This window comes from Nocardia exalbida NBRC 100660 (assembly GCF_000308575.1).
GTDB lineage: Bacteria > Actinomycetota > Actinomycetes > Mycobacteriales > Mycobacteriaceae > Nocardia > Nocardia exalbida.
In genome coordinates, this window is sequence record NZ_BAFZ01000041.1 from 155,840 (window position 1) to 182,642 (window position 26,803).

Genomic DNA, 26,803 nt, shown 5'->3' on the forward strand with positions numbered 1-26,803 from the left:
TCGGCAGAGCCGATGCCGTGATTCGCGATATCGATAACTTGATAAGCGTGGTAGCAGCTTTGCGTGACAGTGATCAGGGTGGGCTTGGGTAGATCTGCGCACGGGCGGTGCCGCGACTTTCGCGATAGGAGTGACTGTGCCATTCGAACCGAGTGCTACTTCCGAAAGACCTCCCGAAGCCTGGCCGGTCAGCGCGTATCAGCGCGATGTGTTGTCGGTCTCCTACCGATATGCCCCGGCGCCGGTCACCCGAAACGCATACTGCGCGTTCATGGACGAGCCTTTCGATATGGCCCGGTTGCGCGCGGTGGTCCGCAGGGCGCTGCTCGGTGACGCCGCGCTGCGCCTGAGGTTCGAGTTCTCCGAAGGCCGCTTCTGGCAGTGGGTCAGTGACGAGCTACCCGAAGTCGAGCTGGTCGATCTCAGCTGGGCGTCCGATCCCGCCGCGGCGCGGCGCGACTGGGTGAACCGGGCGAACGTGACACCCTCCCCGCCGCGCCGGCCGTTCCGGATCGCCGCGCTGGTCGACGGGCCCGACCATTTCCATCTCTACGTGGCGATGCACCACGCGATGATCGACGGCTGGGGCGTGAACGCACTGTGGAGCGCCCTGGTGGACAACTACAGCCGCAAAGACCTGTCGCTCGAACAGCTCGCCGAGCCGGATCCGGTCACCGAGCAGACCGATCGCGGCGCGGCCACCTATCGCAAGATCGCCGCCGAGCACGAGGAGTATCTGTCCTCGGCGCAATGGGTGGCGGATCGGGACGCGCTGGTGCGCCGCTTCGAGGGCGTGGTCCCCGCGCTCTTCTCCGGCCGTGCGAGCACCCCCGACGTCAACCGGGGACGCCGGCGCGTAGTGGTGGAACCCGCGTTCCTCGACCGCATTCGGGCCACCGGCTTCTCCGTCTTCGCGTTCACCGTTTCCGCGCTGGCCGCCTACCTGACCACCATTCACCGGTCCGAGGAGGTGGTGATCGGGGTCCCGATGCTCAACCGGCACAGCGCCGAGACCTTCCGCACCGCCGGGCACCGGACGAACGTGGTGCCCCTGCGCATCCGGGTCGACCCGGACCAGCCGCTGTCGGCGGTCGCCATCGAGGTGGCCGCGCAGATCCGGGAACTGAAGCGCTACGAGCGTTTTCCGTACGGTGACCTGGCGCGTGCGCTCAGCAGCGACCCGACGGCGCCGCCGCTGTTCGACGTGGCGTACTCCTACATCAAGATGCCGCCGTCGGATCACCTGGACAAGATCCTCGCCACCCTCGACATCGTCAATCCCGGCACGGTGCTCGAAGCGCTGAACATCCTCGGTGTCGAGCACGCCCGCGACGGCTCGCTCAACCTCCAGCTCTACTACGACAAGGACGTCTTCGACGAGAACTTCCCGTTCGAGTCGGTCGTGCGCGGCATCGGCGCGCTGCTGGTGGCGGCGCTGGACCGGCCCGGGGTGCCGATCTCGGCCTTGCCGCTGATGCCCGCGCGGGAGCAGGCCGCCATCGCCGCGTTCGAAGCGGGCCCGCGCGAGGAGTTCCCGTACACCACCATCGACCGGCTGGTCGCCGACGTGGCCGCCCGGCATCCCGAGCGGATCGCGATCGAACCGATAGCGGGCTCGGGGGAACAGCCGCTGCGCTACGCCGAATTGGCCGCGCTCGCCGATGGATTCGCCGCCAGATTGCACGCGCTGGGCGCGACCGGCAACGAGTGCGTCGCCGTCGTGCTGCCCCGCTCGACCGAGCTGCTCGTCGCGATCTTCGGCGTGTTGCGGGCCGGTTGCGCGTACGTGCCGCTCGACCCGGACTTCCCGGCCGCCCGCATCGGCACCGTGCTCGCCGACTGCGGGGCGCGCTTCGTGGTGGCGGGGCCGCGGCATCGAGCGGTCTTCGACGAGCTGGGCGTCACCAGTATCGCGGTGGCCGACACCGTCCCGGCGCGCGGCGTCGAAAGCGTCTCGCACCCGGCCGATCTCGGGTACCTCATCTACACGTCGGGCTCCACGGGCGTGCCCAAGGGCGTGATGATCGAGCATCGGTCGGTGGTCAACCGCCTGACCTGGATGCAGCGGCGCTACCCGCTGCACGCCGCGGACGTGATCCTGCAGAAGACGCCGGCCACCTTCGACGTGTCGGTGTGGGAATTGTTCTGGTGGGCGATCACCGGCGCCCGGGTCGCCTTGCTGGAACCCGGCGGGGAGCGCGATCCGCGCCGCATCGCCGACGCGATCAGCGCGCACGACGTGACGGTGCTGCATTTCGTGCCCTCCATGCTGGCCGCGTTCGTCGACGAGCTGGCCGCCGACCCGGCGACGGTCGCGCGGATCGGCAGCGTGCGAAGGGTGTTCTGCAGCGGCGAGGCGTTACCGCCCGCGCTGGTTCGCCGGTTCCACGCCGTCTTCGCCGCGGCCGGGGCCACAGCGCCGCAGCTGGTGAATCTCTACGGCCCGACCGAGGCCACCGTCGACGTCTCCTATTTCGACTGCCCGGCCGACGAGTCGCCGGACGTGGTGCCGATCGGCCGTCCCATCGCCAACATCGACCTGCTCGTGCTCGACCACATCGGCCGCCGGGTGCCCGTCGGGGTGCCGGGGGAGCTGAACATCGCGGGTGTGGGCGTGGCCCGCGGTTATCGCGGCAGGCCCGAGCTGACCGCGGCGGCGTTCGTCGACGACCGCGGGGTGCCGGGCCGCCGCCGCTACCGCACCGGCGACCTGGCGCGCTGGCTGCCCGACGGCAACCTCGAGTACCTGGGCCGCTTCGACGACCAGGTGAAGATCCGCGGCAACCGGATCACCCTGGGCGAGGTGCAGAACGCCGTGCTCGGCTGCGCCGGGGTGCGCGCGGCGGCCGTGGTGGACGAGGTCTCAGAGGCGCACGGTGTGCAACTGGTCGGCTATTTCGTCGGCTCCGACGTCTCCGGCGAGGAGATCGCCGAGCGACTCGCGGCCCGGCTGCCCCGCTACATGGTGCCGTCCCGGTTGATCCGTGTGGAGCGGATACCGTTGACCCGCAACGGAAAGCTGGACCGGCGCGCACTCGCCGAGCAACTCGTCCTCGGCCACGGCGCCGAGCGGGCGGCAGGCGGCGCGCCGCGCACCGCGGTGGAGACCCGGCTCGCGCAGGTCTGGCGCACCGTGCTGGGCGTCGAGTCGATCGGCGTGCACGACAACTTCTTCACCCACGGCGGCGATTCCATCCTCGCGCTGGCCGTGCGCACCGCCGCCGAACGCGCCGGGCTCTACTTCGACGTGGACGCCTTCTACCAGGCGCCGACCATCGCCGAGCTGGCCAGGGTCGTGCGCGACGACCGCCACGATGAGCGCGGGCGCATCGCGGCCCCCTTGCAAACGGTGCCGCTGATCGACCGCGCCGCGCTGCACCAGGCCGAGGACGCGTTCCCGGCAACGGCCCTGCAACTGGGCATGCTGTATCACAGCATCGAGCGCGCCGACTCGGTGACCTACAAGGACGTGTTCCGCTATCGGCTCGAAATCCCTTGGGATTCAACGGAATTCCAGGACGCGGTGGACCGGCTGGTGCGGCGGCAACCCGCGCTGCGCTCGTCGTTCGAGCTGAGCAGGTATTCGGTCCCGCTGCAGATCGTGCACGTCGCACCGCACTACGAGCTGGAGATCGTCGACCTCGCCGACATGGGCGAGGCGGACGGCGAAGACCTGATCGAGATCTATCTCCAGGAGCGCGCCCACGCGCAGTACGACATCGCGCTCGCTCCGCTGTTCGCCATCCGGGTCTTCGTCCGCCCCGGCCCGCAGGAGCCGGTCGGCACGGTGGACCTGGTACTGAGTTTCCACCACGCCATCCTGGACGGCTGGAGTGTGGCGACGTCGGTGCTGGAACTGCTGCTGGACTACCTCAACCACCTCGGCATGACCCAGACCCAGGTGGAGGCCACTGCCCATCCGGCCACCGTGCTCGCCGAGTACGCGCAGGCCGAGCAGGGCGCGGCGCACGACGCCGCCGCCCGCGAGTACTGGTCGACCGCCCTGGCCGGGGCGGAACCCACCGCGCTCACCGCGCTCGGGGTGCACCAGCCCGTGGTCGCGGGCGTGCCGCAAGCACGGGCGCTGGTGCCGCGCAGGCTGGCCGAACGGGTCTCCGCCTTCGCCGCGCGCCACCAGGTGCCGGAGAAGGCGGTCTATCTGGCCGCGCACTGCCTGGCGCTGCGGGCGCTCACCGGCCGCACGGACGTCACCACCGGCGTGGTGAGCCACGGTCGCCCGGACCGCGCGGGCGCCGAACGCGTGGCGGGTCTGTTCCTCAACACGCTGCCGATCCGGCTGGACAGCACCGCGACCACGTGGCGCGCCGCGGTGGAGCAGCTCGCGCGACGCGAACGTGAGGCCTATCCGTTCCGTCGCTACCCGCTGCGATCGATCCTCGCCGACGGCGGGCCGGTCTTCGAGACGGCGTTCAACTTCGTCAACTATCACGTCTTCCAGCCCATGCTGGTGCTGGACGGCGTGCGCCTGCTGGACTTCGACGCCCGCGAGGAGACCAACTTCCAGCTGCTGGTGACCGCGGCGACCGACCCGCGCGACGGCCGGATGTGGTTGCGGGTCGACGGTGATCACACGCTGACCGCCGAACAGTGCGAGACCGTGGCGCTCACCCAGCTGCGCATGCTGGCGGGCATCGTCGCCGACCCCGACGCGGTGATCGACCGAGGCGCCGGCCCCGCGACCGCCCGCGACGTGGGCACGCTGGTGGCCGAGGCGGCGGCGCTCCATCCCGCCCGCGTCGCCCTGGCCGGCGACGACGAATCGGTCAGCTATGACGAGATGATCGAAAGCTCCGATCGGGTGGCCCGGCGCCTGGCCGCACTCGGTGTGGCACCGGGCGACCGGGTCGGCATCCTGATGGGGCGTCGTCCGCAACTGGTGTTGCTCGTGCTCGCCCTGACCAGGATCGGGGCCGCGTGCGTACCGCTGGATGTCAGTTACCCGCGGGCCAGGCTGAACCTGATGATCGACCGCGCCCGCCCGCACCGGGTGATCGCCGATGGCGCCTACCGCGACATCGTCGACGACGCCGCCTTGGTCCTGGACAGCGCCGCGCTCTTCGACGACTCCGCGCCCGAGCCGGAAGTGGAACTGCCCGACCATATTTCGCCCGACGCGGTGGCCTACGTGCTGTTCACCTCCGGGTCGACCGGTGAGCCCAAGGGCGTCGCGATGCCGCATCGCGGCCTGACCTCCCTGGTGGACTGGCAGAATCGCGCGGCCACCGGCACCGGCCTGCTGAGCACACTCCAGTTGGCGCCGTTGAGTTTCGATGTGTCGTTTCAGGAGATCTTCACCACCCTCGCGGCCGGATCCACCCTGCGGGTGAGTTCGGCCGATCTGCGATCGAACGTCGAGCAATTGCTGAACACCGTCGTGGAGGAGGGCATCGAACGGCTGTTCCTGCCGTACGTGGCCTTGCAGGCGTTCGCCGAGGCCGCCGTGGGGCACCGGATGTTCCCGACCGAACTGAAGGTGCTGATCTCCTCCGGCGAACAGTTGCGCATCACCGACGAGATCCGCGCGCTGTGCAAAGTGGTTCCGGGCCTGGTGCTGGAGAACCAGTACGGTCCCACCGAATCCCACGTCGCGACCAAGTTCACGCTCACCGGTCCGGCCGACGAGTTCCCCGCGCTGCCGCCCATCGGCCGCGCCGTCGACGGTGACACCGTGGAACTGCTCGACAGCGCGCTGCGGCCGGTGCCGGACGGCGTGATCGGCGAGATCTATCTCGGCGGCCGCAGCATCGCCCGCGGCTACGAGGGCAGGCCCGCGCTCACCGCACAGCGGTTCGTCGCCACGCACGCGGGCGGAATCCGGTACCGCACCGGCGACCTCGGTGTCCGGCTGTTCTCGGGCGACATCGTCTGCCTGGGCCGCAGCGACAGCCAGGTCAAGATCCGCGGGTTCCGGGTGGAGCCCGCCGAAGTCGAGCTGTGCATCCTGAGCCTGGCGGAGAAGTTCCCCGGCATCACCGAGGCCGCCGTGGTGGCCCGCGGTTTCGGCGGTATCGACGGCTCGCTGATCGCGTTCCTGGTCGGCGCGGCCGAGCAGACCGACCTCGCCGCACTGCGGCACGACCTGCGCTCGATGCTGCCCGCGCACATGGTGCCCTCGCGGTTCGCCTGGCTCGACGAACTGCCTCGCACGCCGAGCGGCAAGCGCGACGACGCGACGCTGCGCGCCTACGGTGCGGACGCCGCGGAGTCGGTATCGGCGCGGCGAGAGCCCGCCGACGACTACGAGCGGTCGGCGGTCGAACTACTGGCCGAGTACGCGGGCCTGCGCTCGATCGGCGTGGACGACGACTTCTTCGCGGCGGGTGGCACGTCGATCGGGGCGATGCGCGTGGTGATGGCGCTGTCGCGCCGATGGGGGGTCGAGGTGCCGCTGGACGCGTTCATCGGCGCGCCCACCGCCGCCGGGCTCGCCACGCTGGTGCGCGCGGGCGACGTGCAGCGCACGTTCGACCCGCTGGTGCCGATCAGCGTGGGCGGGGTCAAGCCGCCGCTGTTCCTGGTGCACCCGATCGGCGGCAACGTGCTGTGCTACCTGGCTCTCGCGCGGCACCTGGATCCGGACCGCCCGGTGTACGGGCTGCAGGCGGCGGGCGCGGATGCGGGCAGCGCGCCGGAGAAGTCCATTCCCGCGATGGCGGAGTCGTACCTGGAGGCGGTGCGGCGAGTGCATCCGACCGGCACCTATCACTTGGCGGGCTGGTCGTTCGGCGGCTATGTCGCCTTGGAGATGGCCCGCAGGCTCCCCGAGGACGAGGTGTCCAGTGTGACGCTGCTGGACACGATGGCGCTGCGCGCGCGTACGCGAACACCGATCCCGGAGGAGAAACTCATCCGGTGGTTCTTCCTGGAACTACTGTGGTACGCGCGCGGAAGCCAGTCGGCGCTGGTCGATTTCGAGCCCGACGTGCACAATTCCGAGGATTTGTTCGCGGCGATGCTGGCGGAGTCGGTGCGCTCGGGCATCCTGCCCGCCGACAGCTCCCCACAGGCGATCCGGCGGCTCTACGAGGTGTTCTTCGCCAACTACTCATCGATGCTGGATTACAAACTCGAGCCGTACGACCGCGACATCACGCTGCTGCGCGCGACCGAGGGACTGCCCCCGGGCGTCGACCTGGCGCACAAGACGGTCGGCAGCATGTTCGACAGCGCCGACAACGGGTGGAAACAGTACGCGGCGCGCCGGTTCACGGTGATCGACGTTCCTGGCGATCACCTGAACATGATGTCCGAGCCGAACATCGGCGAGCTCGGCCTGCGGCTGGACGAGGTGCTCTCGGCCGCCGACCCCGATCTGGACCGTGAGTGGGACGAATCCATGCTGGATGCCTGAGGTCAGCTCACGCCTTCGCCGCGGCCGCCCCGCGCAGCACGGCCGCGGTGAAATCATCCAAGGGATAGAACAATTCGATGGCCAGCTCCGACAGCGTCACATCGGCGGGTGCGCCGAAGGTGGCCATCGTGCTGAACATCGACAGTTCACCGGCCGGAGTGCGGATCCGGATCGGCACCTCGAACGGGCCGGGCGGTGCGCCTGCCTCCGCTTCCGGCCCGTCGATTCCGGCCGGCTCGGGATAGGCCGCCACCTCGTCGTGAAGCGCGGCCAGTTCCGCGTCGCCGCTCGCGCTGACCTGCCTGCCGAGCCGCTCCAGGAAAAGGGCACGGACCTGGGCGAGGTTGGCCAACCGGCCCGTGAGCCCGTCGGGGTGCAGCACCAGCCGGTAGACGTTGAGCCGCGGCGCCCGCACGTGTTCGGGAACGCCGTCCATCAGCACGCTCATCGCCGCGTTGCCCGTCACCACATTCCACAGCCGATCGATGACCACCGCCGGGTACGGTTCGTGCGCCGTCAGCATGGTGTTCAGCGCGGTGCGGACCGACGCGAGGTGGGCGTCGTCGAAACCGCTCTCCGGGTAAGCGGGGGCGAAACCGGCTGCCACCAGCAGCGTGTTGCGTTCGCGCAGCGGCACCTCCAGCGCGTCGCACAGCCGCAGCACCATCGCCCGGCTGGGCGCGGCCCGGCCGGTCTCCAGGTACGACAGGTGACGTGCCGAACTGTCCGCGGCCAGCGCCAGATCGAGTTGGCTCAGCCTGCGCCGTTGCCGCCATTCACGGAGCAGGATGCCCGCTCTCGATGGTGCCCGCACCGCTGTCATTCGACCAGCTAAGCATTCGATCGTGCGGTACGGCCATGACCTCCGAGGTCATTGCGACGCCGACCTCCGGACAGCAGGGTTGGCGGCGGGAGCCGATAGGCCCGCCGGATCGATGAACGGAGTGCGATATGAGACCTGCCACCCTGGCCCGCCGCGAGGGGAGCGCCCCGCGTTCCTGCGAACCGCGCTGCGCGTGGACGGCTGGAGCACCGGGATCTTCGGTGGGGTGCTGCTGGCCGGAGCAGGAGTGCTGCGCGACCCGCTCGGGCTGGCGGTCGGCTGGAGCATCGCGTTCGGAGTGGTCATGGTCGGCGGCGCGCTCGCACTGCTGACGCTCGCACGACGTCCCGTGGTGTCCGCGCGCCACGCGCAGGCGGTCGTCGCGGTCAACGCGTTGTCGGCGGTGGGGATGATCGGACTGGCGGGTGCGAATGTCCTCGCGCTGACCGGTCCGGGCGTAGCTTTCCTGCTCGTCGGCGCGGCAGCGGTCGCGATCTTCGCCGGACTGGAAGCCGCCGGGCTGCGCAGGCTCGGGTGAGCGGGCAGTCTGCGTCCTCGACGGCTCATCGGAATTCCGTTGTGCCCGACTCCGCCCACGGGGTAGAGACATGCGGATGGACGTCTCTATGCCCGAGATCCGATTGCTCGTGCCCGATGACTGGGCGGTATTCCGGCGTATCAGGCTCGCGACGCTGACCGACGCGCCGCAGTTCTTCGGTAGCACCCTCGCCGAGGCCCAGGCCCGGACCGAGAGCGACTGGCGGCGCGCGCTGTCGGATCGAGCGCAGTTCCTGGCCCGGTGGGACGGCACCGAAGTGGGGACCGTCGCGGGCATGCCCGACCCGGAACGCGGCGGGGTGCACCTGATCTCGATGTGGGTGGCGCCGTCGGCGCGGGGGACCGGGGTGTCCGACCGGCTGGTGCGCGCGGTGCTCGACTGGGCGGTCGAGGGCGGGCACGACGTCGTCCACTTGGAGTTCGCCGAGCACAATGCCTTCGCCGAGCGGCTGTATCTGCGCAACGGCTTCGTGCGGACCGGGGGCAGCGGGCCGGTCGCCCCGGGCGATCCGCGCCGGGAATTCGAGATGGCCTGGCGGCCGCCCACGCCCGGTTTGCCCGCCCACCCGCAGGGTATCCGGGCCGCGACGGCATCCGAGACATCCGTCCCGCACCGCGACGCCGAGCACAGGAGGCAGCCATGACCGATCGCAATTCCGCGGACAAGGGGACCGACGACGTGCGGGGCGCCGGTGGTGTGCCTGCCGAAACCGGGCAGCCGTCCAAGGGCGCGGCGGTGCGCGGCGGAGCCTCCGGAGCGGACCGGGATGCGGAGCCGGGCGCCGCACAGCGTCCCGCGAACACGTCCGGCGAGTCACGCGGTGACGTTGCGGAGGTGCGGAAGGCCGAGTCGGATACGCGTAGCGCGGCTGCCGGGGCGGGAGGCGAGACCGAGTCGGTGAGTTCGGCCCAGGTTTCGGAGAACGCGTCTGCGGAGGCGGGCGGCGCTGCTGGTTCGGCGGAGAAGTCGGAGACGGCGGCCTCGGCACGGATCTCGAAGGATGCGGCTGCGCAGGCGGTTGGTGCCGCCGACGTGGCGGGAGAGCCGGAGACGGTGACTTCGCGGTTGTCGGAGGGCCGGTCAGCGGAGGCCGGTGGCGCCGGTGCGGGCGGAAGGACAGAGTCGGCGAGTTCGGCTCAGGTCTCGGAGGGCGCGTCCGCGCAGGCGGGTGGTACCGCCGGCGCGGGAGGGAAGACGGAGTCGGTGAGTTCGGCTCAGGTCTCGGAGGATGTGCCCGCGACGGCAGGCGCTGCCGACGCTACGGGGAAACCGGAGACGGTGGCCTCGGCGCAGGCACCGGAAGGCGCGGGCGCGACAGGGAACGCGGATCCGGAAGCCGTGCGGCATTCGGCCGCGGAGGGCAGCCCGAAGGAAACACCGATATACGAGTCGGTTCGCCGCGCCGCCGAACGCGCCGAGCAGGTCCAGGCGGACGCCGCCACCGCCGCCGAACGCGGCGCCGCGGGAATCCCCGGACCGGTGAGCGGCCCCGGCCGTACGCTTCTGGAAATGCTTCGCGACAAGCCCATCCTCGCCGCGATCCCGGCGTCCACCCTCGCGTTCATCCTCTGGCGCGCGTTCCACCGGCGCTGACCCGGTTCACACGCGCCGTCTATAGACCTGCCGGGATCCACCCTCCGGCCCTGGAGCGGCCTCCTCCGCGGGGTGGAAACCCAACTTCTCGTAGAACGCGCGCGCACCGCCGACGACCCCACCGGGGTGATCGGGCCCGAAGGTGACCACTTCCAGCGTCCCCGGGGCGGGCACGTACCGGCGAACCGCGTCCGCGATGAGCGCCCGGCCGATGCCGTGCCCGCGAGCCTGTTCCGCGACGACCAGCCAGCGCACCCGGTAGACCGGCGGGTTCGACCCGAACAGGATGCCGCCGAGCACCTCCGCCCCCGCGGACCGAGCGACGAGCGCCGTCCCGCGCCCGATGTGCCGCAGCACGGTGGCACGAAACTCGGCATCCTCGGCGGACGCCCCGAACCAGTGCTCGACCTGCCCCGCCAGTTCGAGAAAACCGGCGAGGTCGTCCTCTCGCGCAAGCCTGACAATCATCCGCGCCATCGTGACAGCATCGGTCGGCCGCGTCGACTCGAAGCGACCTCAGCTTGCGGTGGCTCGCAGAGCGGTGTCCAGTTTGGCGAGGAAACGCGCGAAGTGGGGATCGGTGTCGGAGAGGTCGAAACCGGCTACGTCCCACCAATGTTCACCGTCGAACTCACGCGGGTCGAGGGCGTGGCCGCGGGCGCGGTCGCCGCGGATCACGTACCAGAGGCTGACGTCTTCGTGCGCGTCGGAGCCGACGGTGGTGGTGACGGTGAGGAACAGCGGGTCGGGCCCGACGACGTCGAACCGTGCCTCGACGCCGATCTCCTCGGCCGCTTCCCGCCGCGCCGCGTCGAGCGGATGCTCGCCGGGATCGACGTGCCCTCCGGTCGGCAGCCAGAGCCCGGCGAGGCGATGCCTGCCGAGCAGCACGGCCCGCGCCACCGGATCGACCAGCACGGCATAGGCGACCAGGTGTCGCGGCGGCGTGGCCGGTTTGGCCCGCCGGAAGATGTCGTCGGTCGACGCGAGCCAATCCAGCGTCGTGTCGACGTGCTGCCGCTCGAGCTCGTCGAGCGGCGTGATCCGCTGCACGACATCGGCGACCACGGCGGTGGCGGAGTGCATGGCAGGGACTGTAGCGCCGGGCACCGACAGCTTCAGCCGTCCAGTACCACGGGTTTGAGCCGGGTGGTGTACGTCGCGGCGCGGTCGAGCGCGTCGGCGGCCGCGGCGAGTTCGAGCAGCGCTTCCTCGAACACCTCGCGCGCGCCCGCGACACAATAGCCGGGGGTGGTGAGCGCGCCGACCCCGTCGGTATCGATCAGCAGCCCGGAATCCGGCAGCGCGCCGTAATCATCGGCCAACGCGGCGAGGTCACGCCGCAACTCGCGTACCCGGTGCAGCAAGCGGCCGCGCCGTTCCTCCAGGATCAATGGATCGATCATCGGTGCCTCGTTCCGATCGACGCGTGTTCACCCGCAATCTACCGAGCGCGGCTGTTCTCGTGCGGCCCGGCGCACGGCCGGGCCGCGGGCGATTCACGGTCGCAGTACCGACACCAGGAATTCGGTCTGGTCGTACACGGTCTTCTCGAAGACCTCGTCGAAATAGATATCGAAATGTCCTGCGGGATATCGCTTCACCACCGCGTGCTTGGTTCGTTCGGCGGCGCGCAGCGCCGATTTCACCGGCGCGACGGAGTCGTCGTCGCACAGGGCGTACAGCACCGGCATCTTCAGCGCCTTCGCGCGTCGCCCCGGCGCGTCGAACAGTGCGGAGAATGCGACGCGCGCGGCCACTTTCGGCTCGTAGGTCTCGCTCTCGTCGGTCAGCCTGCGGAAGCCGTCCGGCACGTCGGGCGCGCTCATCAGCGCCGCGGCCCGCTTGCGCCCGGCGAGCCGGATGCGGACCGGCTTACGCTGGATCGGCCCGAGCAGCAGGTCGACGGCCGCGATGGTGGAGACCTTGATCAGGCTGATCGGCCCCTTCGCCAGCGCCGAGGACAGTCCGCTGGTGAACGGCACCTGCGCGACCACGGCAGCGATGTAGGCGTCGTCCGGCGCGACCGAGAGCACGTGCCCGCCGCCGAACGACGTGCCCCACAGCGCGATCCGGGTCGCGTCGATGCCGCGCAGCGTGCGCGCGTACGCGATGGCGGCGTGCCAGTCTTCGCGTTGCCGCGCGATGCTCAGCAACTGGCGCGGCGTGCCCTGACTGGCGCCGAAATGCCGATAGTCGAATACCAGGACCGCCATCCCCGCCGCTGCGAAACGCCGCGCGTACCGATCCAGTCCCATTTCCCGATTGGCCCCCAGGCCGTGTCCCATCACCACTAGCGGGCGGGGTTTGGGTGCGCCGTCCGGGCGATATAGCCACGCCGCGCACTGTTCGCTTCCGGATGGGAAGCCGACCTCGACACGTTCCATGGCCACCAACCGTACCCAGTATCCTGGGACGGCGGACGAGTTGGTCGGGCGGCCGCGGCGCTGGGAACGGGCACGGTCGTGCCGCCGCCCGGCGCCGAGGAAAGTCCGGACTCCACAGAGCAGGGCGGTTGCTAACGGCAACCCGGGGTGACCCGCGGGAAAGTGCCACAGAAAACAGACCGCCCACGGCCTCCGGGCCGTGCGGTGAGGGTGAAACGGTGCGGTAAGAGCGCACCAGCGCCCCGGGTGACCGGGGCGGCTTGGTAAACCCCGCCCGGAGCAAGGTCGAAGGTCGCACCGTTCGCGGTGCGGCTGCGCAGGCGCTCGAGGGCTGCTCGCCCGAGCCTGCGGGTGGACCGCTCGAGGTACCCGGCGACGGAGTGCCCAGATGGATGGTCGCCTCCCGGCCCCAGGGCCGGGGACAGGATCCGGCTTACAGACCAACTCGTCCGCCCGCCGGGCGTGCTTCACAAGTGCGAAGCACGCCCGCGCAGAGCAGGGTCAGCACATGAGCTTGGCCATTTGATAGATCGCCTTGGCCTCTTCGGAGCTGGGCTGGGTGGCGCCGCCAGCGCGCTTGGTGATGTTCGCGACGACGTCGCCCTCCGATTTACCGGCTTTGATGTCCCCGCATGTCTCGGTCAGGATGCTCGCGATCTTCGCGTCGTCCTTGCCTTCGGACAGCTTGGGGAACGCGCCGCGGAAGCTGACGAGGAACGCGCCCGCCTTCACGCTGTCGACCTGCGCGGCGGCCTGCGTCGCCGTGGTCGTGGCCTGCGAGCCGGCATCGCCGGTCTTGTCGTCCCCGCAACCGGTGAGGAGCAGGGTGAGGAGGGTGGCGCCTGCCGCGAACGCGGCCGTGGTTCTGGCCGCGAGCGCGGCGGTAGTTCTGGTCACGCAGCGGCATGCTAGCGGCCTGTAACGACCGTCGCCTCCCGTCAGGTGAACGGGAGGCGACGAGTAGTGGGAGAAAAGAATCGCGCGGTCAGATCGGGTTGATCACGAAAACCTGCGCCCAATAGGCGGCCTGCTCCGGGCCGAGCAGAGGCAACAGGTAGTCGAACAAAATCGATGACATAGGTATGGAGCTCCCAAATTGTCGACGTGCGGGACATTTCGAAGGCGCGGGCGAACGCGACGCCCGTCACGGCGGGCCACGTTAGCAGCGCGGGCGCGCTCGTGTCTCGGGGCGAGAAATTTTCCGCTGCCCGATTCGTACGGAACTGGCCCTGATCGTGATCGACGTCATAAAGTAGTCGCCGTTGGCAAGGCCCGGCGCAGGGCAGCACCGGGCCATTCATACTTCGATCGCGGGAAAGCAGGTCTCAACACATATGCGAGTAGTTCGCTCCATGGTCGCAGGCGCATTGGTCGCAGGCGCCGCTTCGATTTTCGCGGTGCTGGGTGCGGGTTCGGCAAGCGCCGTCGCGGTGACTCCACTGCAGGGTGGGGTTCAGGTCGACCTGAGTCCCGCCGACACGGTGTGGGTGCACCAGAACCACGTCGGCCTGGCTCTCGCCGGGTTGCCGCATCCGTCCGCCGCCTCCTTCGGCGAGGCGCTGGACGCCGCGGCCGGGGTCTCGTCCTCGGTGCCCGGTGGCCGGGTCACCTTCACCGTCTACGGTCCGTTCGATCAGTTGAACGGCACCATGCTGGCGCTCCAGTAGGACCGGCGCCTCAGCGTGGAACTCCACCCGCGGATCGTGTCGGGGCCGGTCGATTTCGGCGCCATACGTTCCGAGTTCGGCCTGGCCTCGGCGTACCCCGCCGAGGCCAGCGCGGAGGCCCGCGACGCGGTGGACGCGTTCGCGGGCATCCGGGCCGATCGCACGGACATCCCGTTCGTGACGATCGACCCGCCCGGGGCCATGGATCTGGATCAGGCCCTGCACATCGAACGCACCTCCGGCGGCTTCATCGTGCATTACGCCATCGCCGATGTAGGCGCCGTGATCGCCCCCGACGGCGCGCTGGCCGAAGAGTCCGGCGCCAGGGGACAGACCTTCTATCTTCCCGACGGCACCGTGCCGCTGCACCCGCCCGCGTTGTCGGAAGGCTCCGCGAGCCTGCTTCCCGAGCGGACGCGCCCGGCCGCGCTGTGGACCATCGAACTCGACGAGCAGGCCGAACCGGTGCGGTTCTCGGTGGTTCGTGCCCTGGTCCGCTCCCGGGCCCGGTTCGACTACTTCCACGTGCAGGCCGACGCGGCGTCCGGTCGGCTGCACCCCTCCATCGCGGCCCTGCCGGAATTCGGCACGCGGCGCATCGAGGCGGGGCTGGCGCGCGGCGCGATCGGGCTGCGGTTGCCCGCGCAAGCCGTGGTCGAGGACGAGCACGCCGACGGGCACTGGCGGCTGGTGGTGGAACCGCGCACCGCCGCCGACGACTGGAACGAACAGGTCTCGCTGCTGACGGGCATGTGCGCGGCGCGGATCATGCTGGACGCGGACGCGCCCGCCGGGGAGCGGGTCGCGCTGCTGCGCACCATGCCGCCACCATCGGAAGCCGCGATCGATTCGATGCGCCGCACCGCGCAGGCGCTGGGCGTGGCGTGGTCCGACGGCGAATCGGTCGGGCGGATGCTGGCCGGACTTGATACCGGCACACCAGCGGCGCTGGTCCTCATGTCCGAGGCGACAACCCTGCTGCGCGGCGCTTCCTACACCGTGGTCGACGGGGAGTCAGGGGAGCCGCCCGCGCCGGAAAATCTGCGGCACAGTGCGATCGGCGCCCCGTACGCGCACGTCACCGCCCCGCTGCGGCGGTTGTCGGACCGGTTCACGACCGAGATCTGCCTGGCCAGGTGCGCGGGAACCGAGGTGCCGCGCTGGGTGCGCGAGGGGCTGGCGGGCGCGGCCGACGCCATGCGGCGCAGCGACAACGTCGCGGGCAAGCTCGAACGGGCCTGTATCGACCTGACCGAGTCGACCCTGCTGGCGCCGCGGACCGGCGCGCAGTTCGACGCCGTGGTGGTGCGCGAGGCCAACGGCAACCGGCCCGCCGTGGTCTTCGTTCCCGACCCGCCGGTGCTCGGGCCGTGCGTGGGGAAACCGCCGGAAGGTAAGACGGTGCGGGTGCGGCTGCTGTCGGCCGACCCGGTGGAGCGGAAAGTGTCGTTCGAGTACCCGGCGTGACAGGCCGGGAGCCCGCTCATCCGAACAGTGTGGCGGCGGTGGCCGGATAGCGGCTCAGCTCGCGACCTGCCGCCGCGTCCTCCGCGGCGGCGAGAATCTCGTAGAGACCGGCATCCTCGCCCGCGGCGGCGGCCTCGGCCGCGCGGTGCAGGATCGCCTCGTGCGACTCCACCGCGTCCCGGTGATCGCCGAGCACGGTCTGGAGCTTCTTCGCGCGGCTGCCGCGCTCGGCGGCCTCGTCCCCGATCACCTGCTCCGCCGCCTCGCACGCGTACCGCAGCCGCTTGGCGCTCTTGCGGATGTCGTGCAGCAACTCCACCCGGTGCAGCGGGTCGACGGTGGCCTCGGCGCGGACCAGGGACTGCACCCGGTCGAGGTCGCGCCGCAGCACCTCGCCGAAGACGTCCGTCGCGGACGCGGCGGCGCGGGAGTGGCGCAGCGGCGGATCGGTGCGCCACCCGGACAGTTCGTCGCGCAGCTCGCGGTAGCGCGCGCTGTCCAGCGCGGCCAGCACCTCGTCGTGCGCCGCACGATAGCGCTCGCGCTCGGTGTCGACCAGACGCTTGGTGACGGCGTCGAGGCCGGCCCGCTCGGCATGCTCGGTGAGCAGGTCGGCGAACCGGTCGGCGCGCACCTCCGCGTCTCGCGCCGCGCCGAGCAATCCGGCCAGCCACTTGAGTTCCGCGCCCATCGCGGCGGCGGGTTTCTTCGTGAGCAGTCGGCCGTAGGACCGCAGCACGCTGCGCAGCCTGCGGGTGGCCACCCGCATCTGATGGACCGAATCCGGTGCGTCGGCGCGGACCTCGGGCTCGGCGGCCAAGAGCCGGTCGATGTCCTCGCGCAACGCGGCGACCAGTGCGTTCCCGGCCGTGACCACCGGGCGGACCCCTGCTTTCGCGAATCGGTCGGTCGCTTCGATCAGGTGATGGGTGATGCCGGGTTCGCTCGCCGCGTGCCCGGCGTCGTCGACGATGTGCAGGACCGAGCCGGGCCAGGCGCGATGCAGATCCCACGCGCTGACCGCCGGGCAGACGATGTCGTGACGGCCCTGCACGATCACGGCGGGAATGTGGGAGATGGCGTCGATATCGCGCAGCAGCTGGCCCTCCTCGAGGAACCCGCCGTTGCGGAAGTAGTGGTTCTCGATGCGCGCGAACGCGAGGGCGAATCGGGGATCGGACGTCTCGGCCACCCGATCCGGGTGCGGCAGCAGCGAACTCGTCGCACCCTCCCAGCTGGACCAGGCGATCGCGGCCGTGCGGGCGAGCTGCTCGTCGGGTGCGTGCAGCAGGCGGTGGTAGACCTCGACCAGGTCGCCGTCGCGTTCGTCCTCGGGCACCGGTGCGAGGAACTTCTCCCACTCGTCCGGATAGACGTAGCCGGCGGCGCCGTTGTAGTACCAGTCGATTTCCTTGCGCCGCAACAGGAAGATCCCGCGCAGCACCATTTCGGTGACGCGGTCGGGATGCCGCTGGGCGTAGGCCAGCGCGAGCGTGGACCCCCACGAACCGCCGAACACCTGCCAGCGATCGATGCCGAGATGTTCGCGCAACGCCTCGATATCGGAGATCAGATGGCCGGTGGTGTTGTACTCCAGACTCGCGCCGTCGGCCAGGTGCGGGGTGGATCGGCCGCACCCGCGCTGGTCGAACAGCACGATCCGATAGGCGGCCGGATCGAAGAACTGCCGATGGAACGGCGCGGTCCCGCCGCCGGGGCCACCGTGCAGGAACACCACCGGCTTGCCCTCCGGGTTGCCGCTGACTTCCCAGTACACCGACTGGCCGTCGCCGACCGCCAGCATGCCGGAGTCGTACGGCTCGATCGCTGGATAGCGGGTGCGCATCCGACCGCCCGGCTCAGAACGCCAGACCGGAGGCCAGATCCGGGATGCCGAGTGCCTCCACGGCCTGCTGCCGCACGTCCGGGCAGCTCTTGGTGGTGAGGCGGTCGACGATCGGCTTGTCGGCCAGCACCGCGCCGTTGATGCCGCCGTTGCGCAGCGCCCACTCGTGCACCAGGGCGTTGAGCCCGATCTTGCCGAGGGTGCCGCCCTGGATTCGCCAGTTGGACAGCTCCGGCCGGATCATGTCGCACAGCTGGGCCGCGGCCGCGTCGGAGATCTCCGGGGCCGTCGGCGTGACGCGGCCGGAGGTCGTGCCCGGCGCCCCGGTGGCCGATACCGTGGTCGAACTCGAGCTGCCGGTGGGGGCCGGGTCCGAGTCGCTGCCGCAAGCGGTCAACGCCCCGGCGGCGAATACGCCCGCCACCAGCAGGGTGCTGCGTGATATCCAACGGCTGTACGGCATGGGTACCTCTGGTCGTGTCGGTAATGTCGGCATCGAGTCTGCCATTGATTTCGGCGACCGGCCCGAACCGGCCGTTTTCGGTGGGAATAGGTCACTGGAAGTGCGCGCGGAGCTCGTCGAGCAGATCCTGGCGTACCCGATCGAAGGCCGGCTCGGCGCTTTCCACGGTCCGCCACGGATGCAGGGCGACCAATGGAGCCAGGCGGTCGGCTGCGGCGATCTCGGCCTCGGATACGTCCCCCACCTGTCGCCAGCGGGCGAAATACTCCGCGCGATAGGGACTGTTCAGCACGCGGTGGGACAGGAACGGGTGGGTGATCACGGCATCGCCCCAGTCGAAGAGCAGGCCGGGCCCTGCACCACGCGCGAAGACGTTGCCCGGGTGCAGATCGTTGTGCTCGATGCCGAGCAGACCGGACGCGGTCAGCACGGTGGCGGCCGCTTCGATGCCGCCGCCGAGCCCCGGCACGCGCGGCTCGAAATGGCGGTAGACGCTGATCAATTCGCCCGGCGGCAAGTACGGTGTGCCGGTGGCGCGCAAGTCTTCCACGTGCGTGCCGAGCGCGCGCTGGAGATCGGCATAGTGGCGGATCAAAGCGGGCCATCCTGCGTCGAAGCCGTCGGCGGTGGCGCCGCCGTCCGGGCTGAGCAGCCAGCCGTTGTCCGGGTGCACCGCGAGCGGTTCCAGCACGCTGCCGGGACGCAGGTGGGCCAGCAGACGCAACAGCGGTCCCTCGTGGACGAAGGCGCGCGCGTTGGCCTTGACCCACATCGGGCCGGCATCGGTGGGAACACGGGCGAGTAGCGACCATGCTCGCCGCTTGGTCTCCACCGCGATGCCGGTGACTTCGATGCCGTGGGCACGCAGGATGGTGCGCGCCCAGTTCACCAGGGGTTCCAGCGGTTGGCCGAGCAGCGTGCGGGGGGCGTGCGCTGCCCGGCCGGTGCCGGCCGGGGAATCGCCGGTCAGAAGCTGTGTTCCGGCCCGGGGAAGCTGCCCCGGCGCACTTCGTCGGCGTAGGCCGCGGCGGCGGCGCGCAATTCGTCACCCACGTTGCCGAAGCGCTTGACGAATTTCGCGGTCTTGCCGCTGGTGTAGCCGGCCATGTCCTGCCAGACCAGCACCTGCGCGTCGGTGTCCGCGCCCGCGCCGATGCCGACGGTGGGAATGGTCAGTTTGCGGGTGACCTGTCCCGCCAGCTCGGCCGGGACCATCTCCATGACCACGGAGAACGCGCCGGCCTCCTGGACCGCGATGGCGTCGGCGATCAGTTGCTCGGCGCCGTCGCCGCGGCCCTGCACCCGGAATCCACCCAGCGTGTTCACGCTCTGCGGGGTGAAGCCGATGTGCGCCATGACCGGGATGCCCGCCGCGGTGATGAGCGCGATCTGCTCGGCGACGCGCTCGCCGCCTTCCAGCTTCACCGCGTGCGCCCCGCCCTCCTTCATGAACCGGGTCGCGGTGGCCAGCGCCTGCTGCGGGGAGGACTCGTAGGTGCCGAACGGCAGGTCGGCCACCACCAGGGCGTGCGGCGCGCCGCGCACCACGCCGCGCACCAGCGGGATGAGTTCGTCCACGGTGATCGGCACGGTGGTGTCGTAGCCGTACACGACGTTGGCCGCGGAGTCGCCCACCAGCAGCACGGGAATGCCTGCTTCTTCGAACAGCCGCGCCGAGGAATAGTCGTAGGCGGTCAGCATCGCCCAGCGTTCGCCGTCGGCTTTCATCTGCTGCAAGTGGTGCACCCGGGTCTTGCGCACGACCTTCTCGGTCTTGCCGGGCACCGCACCGTAGGCAGGGGTTTCCGAATCGGATCCGGACATCATCGTCCCTTTCGTCTGTGTCGCCTCGGGGCCCGTCCGGGTCCCCGGGATTGTCTGACGAGAATCAGTGTGCCACTCGCCACCGAGGCGGATTAAGGCGATGACCGGTGCAATTGGTCACAGCACGGGTCGGGTTCGCCCGGGGCGGTGCCCGCGGTGGCGCGATGGCAATATCGAGGGCATGTCGACGGTGCGAAGTGGGCGCGGAGCGTTCCCGGTGGCGGTGCTGGCCTCGGTCGCTGTCCTGATGTCGGGGTGCGCCGTCACCCGCACCGAATCGGGGCAGCCGACGACGGCGCCGCCCACCGGCCTGGAGAAGTTCTACGGACAGACGGTGCAGTGGGGCGACTGCACCGGATTCGGCGGACCCGACGACCGGCTCCCGCCGAGCACCGAGTGCGCGCGGGTCACCGTGCCGGTGGACTACGCGGCGCCCGATGGGCCGACCGCGCAGATCGCGGTCTCCCGGATCCGGGCGACCGGGCGGCGGGTCGGTTCGCTGGTGATGAACCCGGGCGGGCCGGGGGAGTCCGGCCTCGGCCTGTCGTCGCTGGGTAACAAGACGGAGTTGGCCGAGCGCTTCGACCGGGTCGGTTTCGACCCGCGCGGTGTCGGCTCCTCCACACCCGTGATCGTCTGCCAGACGCCGCAGGAGCAGGACGCCGAGCGCGCCGAGCCGGAGGAGGACTACACCCCGTCCGGTATCGCCGACGCGGAGGCCGACAACCGCCGGTACGCCGACCGTTGCGCCGAACGCACCGGAAAGGACTTCCTCGCCCATGTCGGCACCCGCGAGGTCGTCCAGGACCTCGACGTCATGCGCGCCGCGCTGGGCGACGCGAAGCTCACCTACGTGGGGTACTCCTACGGCACCAAGATCGGTTCGGCCTACGCGGAGAAGTTCCCCGACCGGGTGCGCGCGATGGTGCTGGACGGCGCCATCGACTCCTCCCAGGACCCGGTGCAGGAGTCGCTGCGGCAGGCGGCGGGCTTCCAGAAGGTGTTCGATGCCTACGCCGCGGACTGCGCGCAGCAGCCGGACTGCCCGCTTGGCGCCGATCCGGCGCAGGCGGTGCCGCGGTTCCGCGCGCTGGTGAATCCGCTGTGGGACAAGCCCGCGCAGACCACCGATCCGCGCGGGCTGACCTACGGCGACGCGCTCACCGGCGTGCGCCAGGCGCTCTACACCGACGAGTTGTGGAAGGTGCTCACGCTGGGGCTGTCGGAGTTGCGCGACGGGCGCGGCGATACGTTGCTGGCGCTGGCCGACCTCTACGACGGCCGCCGCGACGACGGCAGCTACGCCAATACCACCGACGCGTTCAACGCGATTCGCTGCGTGGACGACCCGCGCGTCGCCGATCGCGAGGTGACCGGACGCCAGGACGCGCAATACCGCAAAGCGGCCCCGTTCCTGGACGACGGCCACGCCACCGGCGCCGCGCCGCTGGAGTTGTGCACCGCCTGGCCGGTGCCGAACACGAGTGAACCGCACCGCATCTCCGTACCCGGGCTGCCGAAGACGGTGGTGGTCTCGACGACCGAGGATCCGGCGACGCCGTACCAGGCCGGAGTCGACCTGGCCGGGCAGCTGGGCGCCGCGCTGATCACCTACCAGGGCAACCGGCACACGGTGGCGCTGGCCGGCGGCGTGCCGTGCGTGGACGACGCGGTCATCGCCTATCTGGTCGACCTGACCGAACCCGCTCCCGGTCTCACCTGCTGAACCGGGCGGGCACGGTTGCTGGTCGGTGACATCGTCCGGCCCGGTCCGGAGAAAACTCACAAACGGGACGATCCGGCTGTGCGGAGTCTTCCGAAAACATCCAGGTCAGCAATCTTAAGCGTGTATGTAACACAGATTTAACGCCGGATGCTTACGCTCGCGGGCATGGATCGCCAGAAGGAATTCGTGCTGCGGACGCTCGAAGAGCGGGACATCCGCTTCGTACGTCTCTGGTTCACCGACGTCTTGGGCTACTTGAAGTCCGTCGCGATCGCGCCCGCCGAACTGGAAGGCGCGTTCGAAGAGGGTATCGGCTTCGACGGCTCGGCCATCGAGGGCTTCGCCCGGGTCTCCGAGGCCGACATGGTCGCCCGGCCCGATCCGTCGACCTTCCAGGTGCTGCCGTGGGCCACCAGCAAAGGCCACCAGCACTCCGCGCGCATGTTCTGCGACATCACCATGCCCGACGGCTCGCCGTCCTGGGCCGACCCGCGCCATGTGCTGCGCCGCCAGCTGAACAAGGCCGGTGACGTCGGCTTCAGCTGCTACGTGCACCCCGAGATCGAGTTCTTCCTGCTGGAGAACGGTCCGCAGGGCGGCGTTCCGGTGCCCGCCGACAGCGGCGGCTTCTTCGACCAGGCCGTGCACGATTCGGCGCCGAACTTCCGCCGCCACGCCATCGACGCGCTGGAGTCCATGGGCATCTCCGTGGAGTTCAGCCACCACGAGGGCGCTCCCGGCCAGCAGGAGATCGACCTGCGCTACGCCGACGCGCTGTCCATGGCCGACAACGTGATGACCTTCCGCTACCTGATCAAGGAAGTGGCCATCGACGAGGGCGTGCGCGCGACCTTCATGCCCAAGCCGTTCGCCGAATACCCGGGCTCGGCGATGCACACGCACATGAGCCTGTTCGAGGGTGAGACCAACGCCTTCCACGACCCCGACGACCCGCAGAACCTGTCGGAGACGGCGCGCGCGTTCATCGCGGGCATTCTCGAGCACGCGCCGGAGATCAGCGCGGTCACCAACCAGTGGGTGAACTCCTACAAGCGCCTCATCCACGGCGGTGAGGCCCCCACCGCGGCCTCGTGGGGCCGGTCCAACCGATCGGCCCTGGTGCGCGTGCCGATGTACACGCCGAACAAGTCGTCCTCGCGGCGCGTCGAGATCCGCAGCCCCGATTCCGCGTGCAACCCCTACCTGACCTTCGCCGTGCTGCTCGCGGCCGGTTTGCGGGGCATCGAGAAGGGCTACACGCTGCCGCCGGAGGCGGAGGACGACGTGTTCGCGTTGACCGTCGCGGAGCGGCGCGCGATGGGCTTCCGCGAGCTGCCGGGCACGCTGGACGAGGCGCTGCAGGCGATGGAGCGCTCCGAGCTGGTCGCCGAGACCCTCGGTGAGCACGTGTTCGACTTCTTCCTGCGCAACAAGCGCCGGGAGTGGGCGGATTACCGCAGCCAGGTCACGCCGTTCGAGCTCAAGGAATACCTGGGGTTGTGATCCGCGCGATGTCCGGGGGCGGCGTGCCCCCGGTCGCGGCCATGTAATTTGAGAACCATGGTCCGGCCCCCGTCTGCGCGCTCCGCCGTCCCCGGTGTCGGCCGGCTCGGATTGCTCGAGCCGTCCGCCGCCGCGTCGCTGCGCGAATTGGGCTGGGACAACGTCGAGAGCATCCCCGTGCTGTGGGCACTGTCCCGCGCGCCGGACGCCGACCTCGCGTTGAGCACGCTGATGCGGTTGCGCGAGAGCATCGCCGACGGCTGGGACGCCATCGATTCGGCGATCCGCACCGATAGCTCCCTGCGGGGCAGGCTGTTCGCGCTGCTCGGCTCGTCCAGCGCGCTGGGCGATCATCTCGTGGCGGCACCGTCGGCGTGGGAGGTCTTGCGCCGCAAGGAGTTACCCGACCGCGACGAGCTGATCGCCGACCTGCTCGAGGTGATCGAGGCCGAGCCCGCGCAAGGGCCCCGCGCAGCCGAGACAGCGTCGCAGGGCGACTCGATCGGGGGTGGCGGTCGGGAGGCGGGCGAGCTGCTGTTTCGCGCCGGGCTCTCCGGACCCGACGTGGTGGCGTCGTTGCGCAAGCGGTACCGCGACCAGTTGATGCTGCTGGCCGCGCTGGATCTGGCGGCAACGGTGGAGAACGAGCCCGTGCTGCCCTACCAGGTGGTCGGCCGTCACCTCACCGACCTGGCCGATGCCGCCCTGACCGCGGCGCTGGCCGTCGCGGTGGCGCGGGTCTGCAAGGACGAGCCGGTGCCGGTGCGGTTGGGCGTGATCGCGATGGGCAAGTGCGGTGCCCGCGAGCTGAACTATGTCAGCGATGTGGACGTGGTGTTCGTCGCCGAGCCCGCCGACGCCACCGCCACGCGCTTGGCCGCGGAGATGATGAGCGTCGCGAGCCAGGCGTTCTTCGAGGTCGACGCGGCGCTGCGGCCGGAGGGCAAAGCCGGCGCCCTGGTGCGAACGCTGGATTCGCACATCGCCTACTACAAGCGGTGGGCCCGCACCTGGGAGTTCCAGGCGCTGTTGAAGAACCGTCCGGCCACGGGTGATCTCGCGCTCGGCGAGCAGTACCGCGCCGCGCTGATGCCGATGGTGTGGTCGGCGTCGGAGCGTCCCGATTTCGTCGCCGATGTCCAGGCGATGCGCCGCCGCGTGGAAGATCTGGTGCCCGCCGATCTGCGCGAACGCGAACTCAAGCTCGGGCGCGGCAGTCTCCGGGACGTCGAGTTCGCCGTGCAGCTACTGCAATTGGTGCACGGGCGGGTGGACGAGACACTGCACGTACAGGGCACCGTCGAGGCGCTCGGCGCGCTGGCCGCGGGCGGATACGTCGGCCGCGACGACGCGGCCAATCTCACCGCGTCCTACGAATTCCTTCGGCTGCTGGAACACCGGCTGCAACTCCAGCGGCTGCGTCGCACCCATACGCTGCCCGCCGCCGACGACGAGGAGGGCATGCGCTGGCTGGCCCGCGCGGCGCACATCCGCCCCGACGGCAGGCAGGACGCGGTGGGCGTGCTGGACAGCGAGATCCGCCGGAACGCGGTGCGCGTCCGGCGATTACACGCCAAGCTGTTCTACCGGCCGCTGCTGGAATCGGTGGCGCGCCTGGACTCCGCCGCGCTGCGCCTGAGCCCCGAGGCCGCCATCCGGCAGCTGGCCGCGCTCGGCTACGCGGCGCCCGAACACGCCCTCGGCCACCTCAAGGCCCTGACCGGCGGCGTGTCCCGTAAAGGCCGCATCCAGGCCCTGTTGCTGCCGACGCTGCTCGAATGGCTCGGCGACACACCGAATCCCGATGCGGGCCTGCTGGCCTACCGCCGCGTGTCGGAGGGGCTGGCCGATCAGATCTGGTTCCTGCGCGAACTACGCGACGAGGGCGCGATCGCGCAGCGGCTCATGATCGTGCTCGGCTCCTCGGAGTATCTGCCCGATCTGCTGATCAACGCGCCCGACACGATCCGGATGTACGCCGACGGGCCCGGCGGTCCGCTGCTGCTCGGCCCGCAGCCCGAGGAGGTGGCTCGCGGCATCCTCACCGCCGCCGCGCGCTACGAGGACCCGAAACGCGCGGTAGCCGCGGCGCGTTCGCTGCGCAGGCACGAACTCGCGCGGGTGGCGTCGGCCGATCTGCTCGGCATGCTCGAAGTGCCGCAGGTGTGCCGGGCGTTGTCGTCGGTGTGGGTCGCGGTGCTCGAGGCGTCGTTGCTCGCGGTGATCCGGGCGAGCGAGGCGGAGCGGGGTGCGCCCGCGCCCGCCGACATCGCGGTGATCGGCATGGGCAGGCTCGGCGGGATGGAGCTCGGCTACGGCTCGGACGCGGACGTGCTGTTCGTCTGCGATCCGCGGCCGGGGGAGGACGAGACCAAGGCCGTCAAATGGGCGATCGGGGTGGCCGACCGGGTGCAGCAGCTGCTCGGTGCGCCGAGCACCGACCCGCCGCTGCACGTGGACGCGGGGTTGCGTCCGGAGGGGCGCAACGGCGCGCTGGTGCGCACGCTGGCCGCCTACGCCGCGTACTACGAGCAGTGGGCGCAGCCCTGGGAGGTGCAGGCGCTGCTGCGCGCCAACCAGGTGGCCGGTGACGAAGAACTCGGGGTGCGATTCCTGCACGTCATCGACAAGGTGCGGTATCCGGCGGGCGGGGTGTCGGCCGAGGCGGTGCGCGAGATCCGGCGGATCAAGGCCAGGGTGGACGCCGAGCGGCTGCCCCGCGGCGCCGATCCGGCCACGCACACCAAGCTGGGACGCGGGGGGCTGGCCGACATCGAGTGGACGGTCCAGCTCGTGCAGCTGCGGCATGCCCACGAGGTGCCAGGTCTGCACAACACCTCCACGCTCGAAGCGCTGGACGTGATCGAGCAGACCGGCCTGCTGGACGGGCAGGACGTGGCGCTGCTGCGCGACGCGTGGCTGACCGCCACCAACGCCCGCAACGCCTTGGTGCTGGTACGCGGCAAGCCGACCGATCAGCTTCCGGGGCCCGGCCGCCTTCTATCCGCCGTCGCACGCGTCGCGGGGTGGCCCAACGACGACGGCAGCGAATTCCTCGATCACTACATGCGCGTCACCCGGCGCGCCAAAGCCGTCGTCGAACGAGTTTTCGGCGCGTGAGCGGCTCCCGCGCGGGCTCTCCCTCGGCCGGTGTCACGAACCGAGGGTGAGGCCGGTGCGGGCCGCGCGTTGTTCGCCCCAGTCGTAGAGCGCGGTGAGGACGGGCACGAGAGTGTGGCCTTCGTCGGTGAGGGTGTATTCGACCTGCGGCGGCACCGTGTCGAAGACGGTACGCCGGACCAGGCCGTCGGATTCCAGTTCGCGCAATTGCTGGACCAGCATCTTCTCGCTGGTCGTCGGCATCCGCCTGCGCAGCTCGCCGTAGCGGTGCACGCCCTCCTTCAGGTGGGCGAGGATCACCGGCTTCCACTTGCCGCCGATCAGGTCGACGGTCACCTCCACGGCGCAGTGGTAGCGCTTGTCGGGCACGTGTCCTCCGGGTACTCACTGAAAAGTGCGTTCTTGTAACACTGTAATCATCGCGATTCCATGGATGCCGTTCAGAGGAACCAT

The 26,803-nt window shown here is 70.3% G+C and carries 20 protein-coding genes, 1 other RNA gene and 1 pseudogene; 10 read left to right on the forward strand and 12 right to left on the reverse strand.

What is annotated here, in order from left to right; genetic code table 11:
* Positions 1 to 136 precede the first annotated feature (136 nt).
* Positions 137 to 7,372: a non-ribosomal peptide synthetase gene (locus ON29_RS09330; RefSeq protein WP_063825270.1), complete on the forward strand. Its 7,236-nt coding sequence runs from the start codon at positions 137 to 139 to the stop codon at positions 7,370 to 7,372.
* Positions 7,373 to 7,379: 7 nt separating this feature from the next.
* On the opposite strand, the gene ON29_RS09335 is transcribed toward ON29_RS09330, so the two are convergent.
* Entirely contained in the window at positions 7,380 to 8,195 is an 816-nt protein-coding gene (locus tag ON29_RS09335; protein WP_040865754.1) for a helix-turn-helix domain-containing protein, read from the reverse strand.
* Positions 8,196 to 8,307: 112 nt separating this feature from the next.
* Between ON29_RS09335 and ON29_RS09340 the strand changes: the two genes are divergently transcribed.
* From ON29_RS09340 to ON29_RS09350, 3 genes are all read left to right on the forward strand, one after another.
* Positions 8,308 to 8,733: a hypothetical protein gene (locus ON29_RS09340; protein WP_051175023.1), complete on the forward strand. Its 426-nt coding sequence runs from the start codon at positions 8,308 to 8,310 to the stop codon at positions 8,731 to 8,733.
* Between the two features lie 88 nt (positions 8,734 to 8,821).
* Positions 8,822 to 9,397, forward strand: coding sequence for a GNAT family N-acetyltransferase (locus tag ON29_RS09345; RefSeq protein WP_217999113.1), 576 nt, complete (start codon positions 8,822 to 8,824; stop codon positions 9,395 to 9,397).
* On the forward strand, positions 9,394 to 10,347 hold the full coding sequence (locus tag ON29_RS09350) for a hypothetical protein (RefSeq protein WP_040865755.1): 954 nt from the start codon (positions 9,394 to 9,396) through the stop codon (positions 10,345 to 10,347). Before ON29_RS09345 ends, ON29_RS09350 begins: the two co-directional genes overlap by 4 nt.
* 6 nt (positions 10,348 to 10,353) lie before the next feature.
* Here the strand turns inward: ON29_RS09350 and ON29_RS09355 are convergent, their stop codons facing one another.
* The 4 genes from ON29_RS09355 to ON29_RS09370 form a co-directional block, all read right to left on the reverse strand.
* Positions 10,354 to 10,815: a GNAT family N-acetyltransferase gene (locus ON29_RS09355; RefSeq protein ID WP_040865847.1), complete on the reverse strand. Its 462-nt coding sequence runs from the start codon at positions 10,813 to 10,815 to the stop codon at positions 10,354 to 10,356.
* A gap of 48 nt (positions 10,816 to 10,863) precedes the next feature.
* On the reverse strand, positions 10,864 to 11,433 hold the full coding sequence (locus ON29_RS09360) for an NUDIX hydrolase (RefSeq protein ID WP_040865756.1): 570 nt from the start codon (positions 11,431 to 11,433) through the stop codon (positions 10,864 to 10,866).
* 32 nt (positions 11,434 to 11,465) lie between these two features.
* Entirely contained in the window at positions 11,466 to 11,753 is a 288-nt protein-coding gene (locus ON29_RS09365) for a hypothetical protein (RefSeq protein ID WP_040865757.1), read from the reverse strand.
* 93 nt (positions 11,754 to 11,846) lie between these two features.
* Positions 11,847 to 12,734, reverse strand: a complete 888-nt coding sequence (locus ON29_RS09370; protein ID WP_040865758.1) for an alpha/beta hydrolase — start codon at positions 12,732 to 12,734, stop codon at positions 11,847 to 11,849.
* A gap of 36 nt (positions 12,735 to 12,770) precedes the next feature.
* Between ON29_RS09370 and rnpB the strand changes: the two genes are divergently transcribed.
* Positions 12,771 to 13,186, forward strand: an RNA gene (gene rnpB, locus ON29_RS33750) — RNase P RNA component class A.
* 49 nt (positions 13,187 to 13,235) lie between these two features.
* Here the strand turns inward: rnpB and ON29_RS09375 are convergent.
* Positions 13,236 to 13,631: a hypothetical protein gene (locus ON29_RS09375; protein ID WP_040865759.1), complete on the reverse strand. Its 396-nt coding sequence runs from the start codon at positions 13,629 to 13,631 to the stop codon at positions 13,236 to 13,238.
* 455 nt (positions 13,632 to 14,086) lie between these two features.
* Here ON29_RS09375 and ON29_RS09380 point away from each other — a divergent pair, with 455 nt between their 5' ends.
* On the forward strand, positions 14,087 to 14,401 hold the full coding sequence (locus ON29_RS09380; protein WP_245548880.1) for a hypothetical protein: 315 nt from the start codon (positions 14,087 to 14,089) through the stop codon (positions 14,399 to 14,401).
* Positions 14,402 to 14,416: 15 nt separating this feature from the next.
* The gene (locus ON29_RS09385; RefSeq protein ID WP_040865761.1) at positions 14,417 to 15,868 is read left to right on the forward strand and encodes an RNB domain-containing ribonuclease; all 1,452 of its coding nucleotides are present in this window, start codon (positions 14,417 to 14,419) and stop codon (positions 15,866 to 15,868) included.
* A 16-nt stretch (positions 15,869 to 15,884) separates the two neighbouring features.
* On the opposite strand, the gene ON29_RS36940 is transcribed toward ON29_RS09385, so the two are convergent.
* The 5 genes and pseudogenes from ON29_RS36940 to panB form a co-directional block, all read right to left on the reverse strand.
* A complete protein-coding gene (locus ON29_RS36940) occupies positions 15,885 to 16,745 on the reverse strand; it encodes a CHAD domain-containing protein (RefSeq protein ID WP_169332567.1) in 861 nt (286 codons plus the stop codon).
* A gap of 21 nt (positions 16,746 to 16,766) precedes the next feature.
* Positions 16,767 to 17,714: pseudogene (gene pip / locus ON29_RS36945) on the reverse strand (prolyl aminopeptidase); the annotation flags it as partial.
* A gap of 13 nt (positions 17,715 to 17,727) precedes the next feature.
* Positions 17,728 to 18,177 (reverse strand): hypothetical protein, encoded by a 450-nt coding sequence (locus tag ON29_RS09395; RefSeq protein ID WP_040865762.1) that lies wholly within the window; start codon positions 18,175 to 18,177, stop codon positions 17,728 to 17,730.
* Between the two features lie 91 nt (positions 18,178 to 18,268).
* Positions 18,269 to 19,066 (reverse strand): phosphotransferase, encoded by a 798-nt coding sequence (locus ON29_RS09400; protein WP_040865763.1) that lies wholly within the window; start codon positions 19,064 to 19,066, stop codon positions 18,269 to 18,271.
* Between the two features lie 77 nt (positions 19,067 to 19,143).
* Complete coding sequence (gene panB / locus ON29_RS09405) at positions 19,144 to 20,001, reverse strand: 3-methyl-2-oxobutanoate hydroxymethyltransferase (RefSeq protein ID WP_040865764.1); 858 nt, start codon at positions 19,999 to 20,001, stop codon at positions 19,144 to 19,146.
* A 181-nt stretch (positions 20,002 to 20,182) separates the two neighbouring features.
* Between panB and ON29_RS09410 the strand changes: the two genes are divergently transcribed.
* The 3 genes from ON29_RS09410 to ON29_RS09420 all read left to right on the forward strand — a co-directional run bounded on the left by ON29_RS09410 (position 20,183) and on the right by ON29_RS09420 (position 26,350).
* The gene (locus ON29_RS09410) at positions 20,183 to 21,727 is read left to right on the forward strand and encodes an alpha/beta hydrolase (RefSeq protein ID WP_217999116.1); all 1,545 of its coding nucleotides are present in this window, start codon (positions 20,183 to 20,185) and stop codon (positions 21,725 to 21,727) included.
* A gap of 165 nt (positions 21,728 to 21,892) precedes the next feature.
* A complete protein-coding gene (locus tag ON29_RS09415) occupies positions 21,893 to 23,230 on the forward strand; it encodes a glutamine synthetase family protein (RefSeq protein ID WP_040865765.1) in 1,338 nt (445 codons plus the stop codon).
* 57 nt (positions 23,231 to 23,287) lie between these two features.
* A complete protein-coding gene (locus tag ON29_RS09420) occupies positions 23,288 to 26,350 on the forward strand; it encodes a bifunctional [glutamine synthetase] adenylyltransferase/[glutamine synthetase]-adenylyl-L-tyrosine phosphorylase (RefSeq protein ID WP_040865766.1) in 3,063 nt (1,020 codons plus the stop codon).
* 33 nt (positions 26,351 to 26,383) lie between these two features.
* Here ON29_RS09420 and ON29_RS09425 read toward each other — a convergent pair whose 3' ends face one another.
* Complete coding sequence (locus tag ON29_RS09425) at positions 26,384 to 26,719, reverse strand: winged helix-turn-helix transcriptional regulator (RefSeq protein WP_040865767.1); 336 nt, start codon at positions 26,717 to 26,719, stop codon at positions 26,384 to 26,386.
* Positions 26,720 to 26,803: the final 84 nt, after the last annotated feature.

Coding starts and splice junctions, on each gene's coding strand:
- ON29_RS09335 (WP_040865754.1), bottom strand. CDS start 8,195: ATGACAGCGGTGCGGGCACCATCGAGAGCGGGCATCCTGCTCCGTGAA.
- ON29_RS09340 (WP_051175023.1), top strand. CDS start 8,308: ATGAACGGAGTGCGATATGAGACCTGCCACCCTGGCCCGCCGCGAGGG.
- ON29_RS09345 (WP_217999113.1), top strand. CDS start 8,822: ATGCCCGAGATCCGATTGCTCGTGCCCGATGACTGGGCGGTATTCCGG.
- ON29_RS09350 (WP_040865755.1), top strand. CDS start 9,394: ATGACCGATCGCAATTCCGCGGACAAGGGGACCGACGACGTGCGGGGC.
- ON29_RS09355 (WP_040865847.1), bottom strand. CDS start 10,815: ATGATTGTCAGGCTTGCGCGAGAGGACGACCTCGCCGGTTTTCTCGAA.
- ON29_RS09360 (WP_040865756.1), bottom strand. CDS start 11,433: ATGCACTCCGCCACCGCCGTGGTCGCCGATGTCGTGCAGCGGATCACG.
- ON29_RS09365 (WP_040865757.1), bottom strand. CDS start 11,753: ATGATCGATCCATTGATCCTGGAGGAACGGCGCGGCCGCTTGCTGCAC.
- ON29_RS09370 (WP_040865758.1), bottom strand. CDS start 12,734: ATGGAACGTGTCGAGGTCGGCTTCCCATCCGGAAGCGAACAGTGCGCG.
- ON29_RS09380 (WP_245548880.1), top strand. CDS start 14,087: ATGGTCGCAGGCGCATTGGTCGCAGGCGCCGCTTCGATTTTCGCGGTG.
- ON29_RS09395 (WP_040865762.1), bottom strand. CDS start 18,177: ATGCCGTACAGCCGTTGGATATCACGCAGCACCCTGCTGGTGGCGGGC.
- panB (WP_040865764.1), bottom strand. CDS start 20,001: ATGTCCGGATCCGATTCGGAAACCCCTGCCTACGGTGCGGTGCCCGGC.
- ON29_RS09410 (WP_217999116.1), top strand. CDS start 20,183: ATGTCGACGGTGCGAAGTGGGCGCGGAGCGTTCCCGGTGGCGGTGCTG.
- ON29_RS09415 (WP_040865765.1), top strand. CDS start 21,893: ATGGATCGCCAGAAGGAATTCGTGCTGCGGACGCTCGAAGAGCGGGAC.
- ON29_RS09420 (WP_040865766.1), top strand. CDS start 23,288: ATGGTCCGGCCCCCGTCTGCGCGCTCCGCCGTCCCCGGTGTCGGCCGG.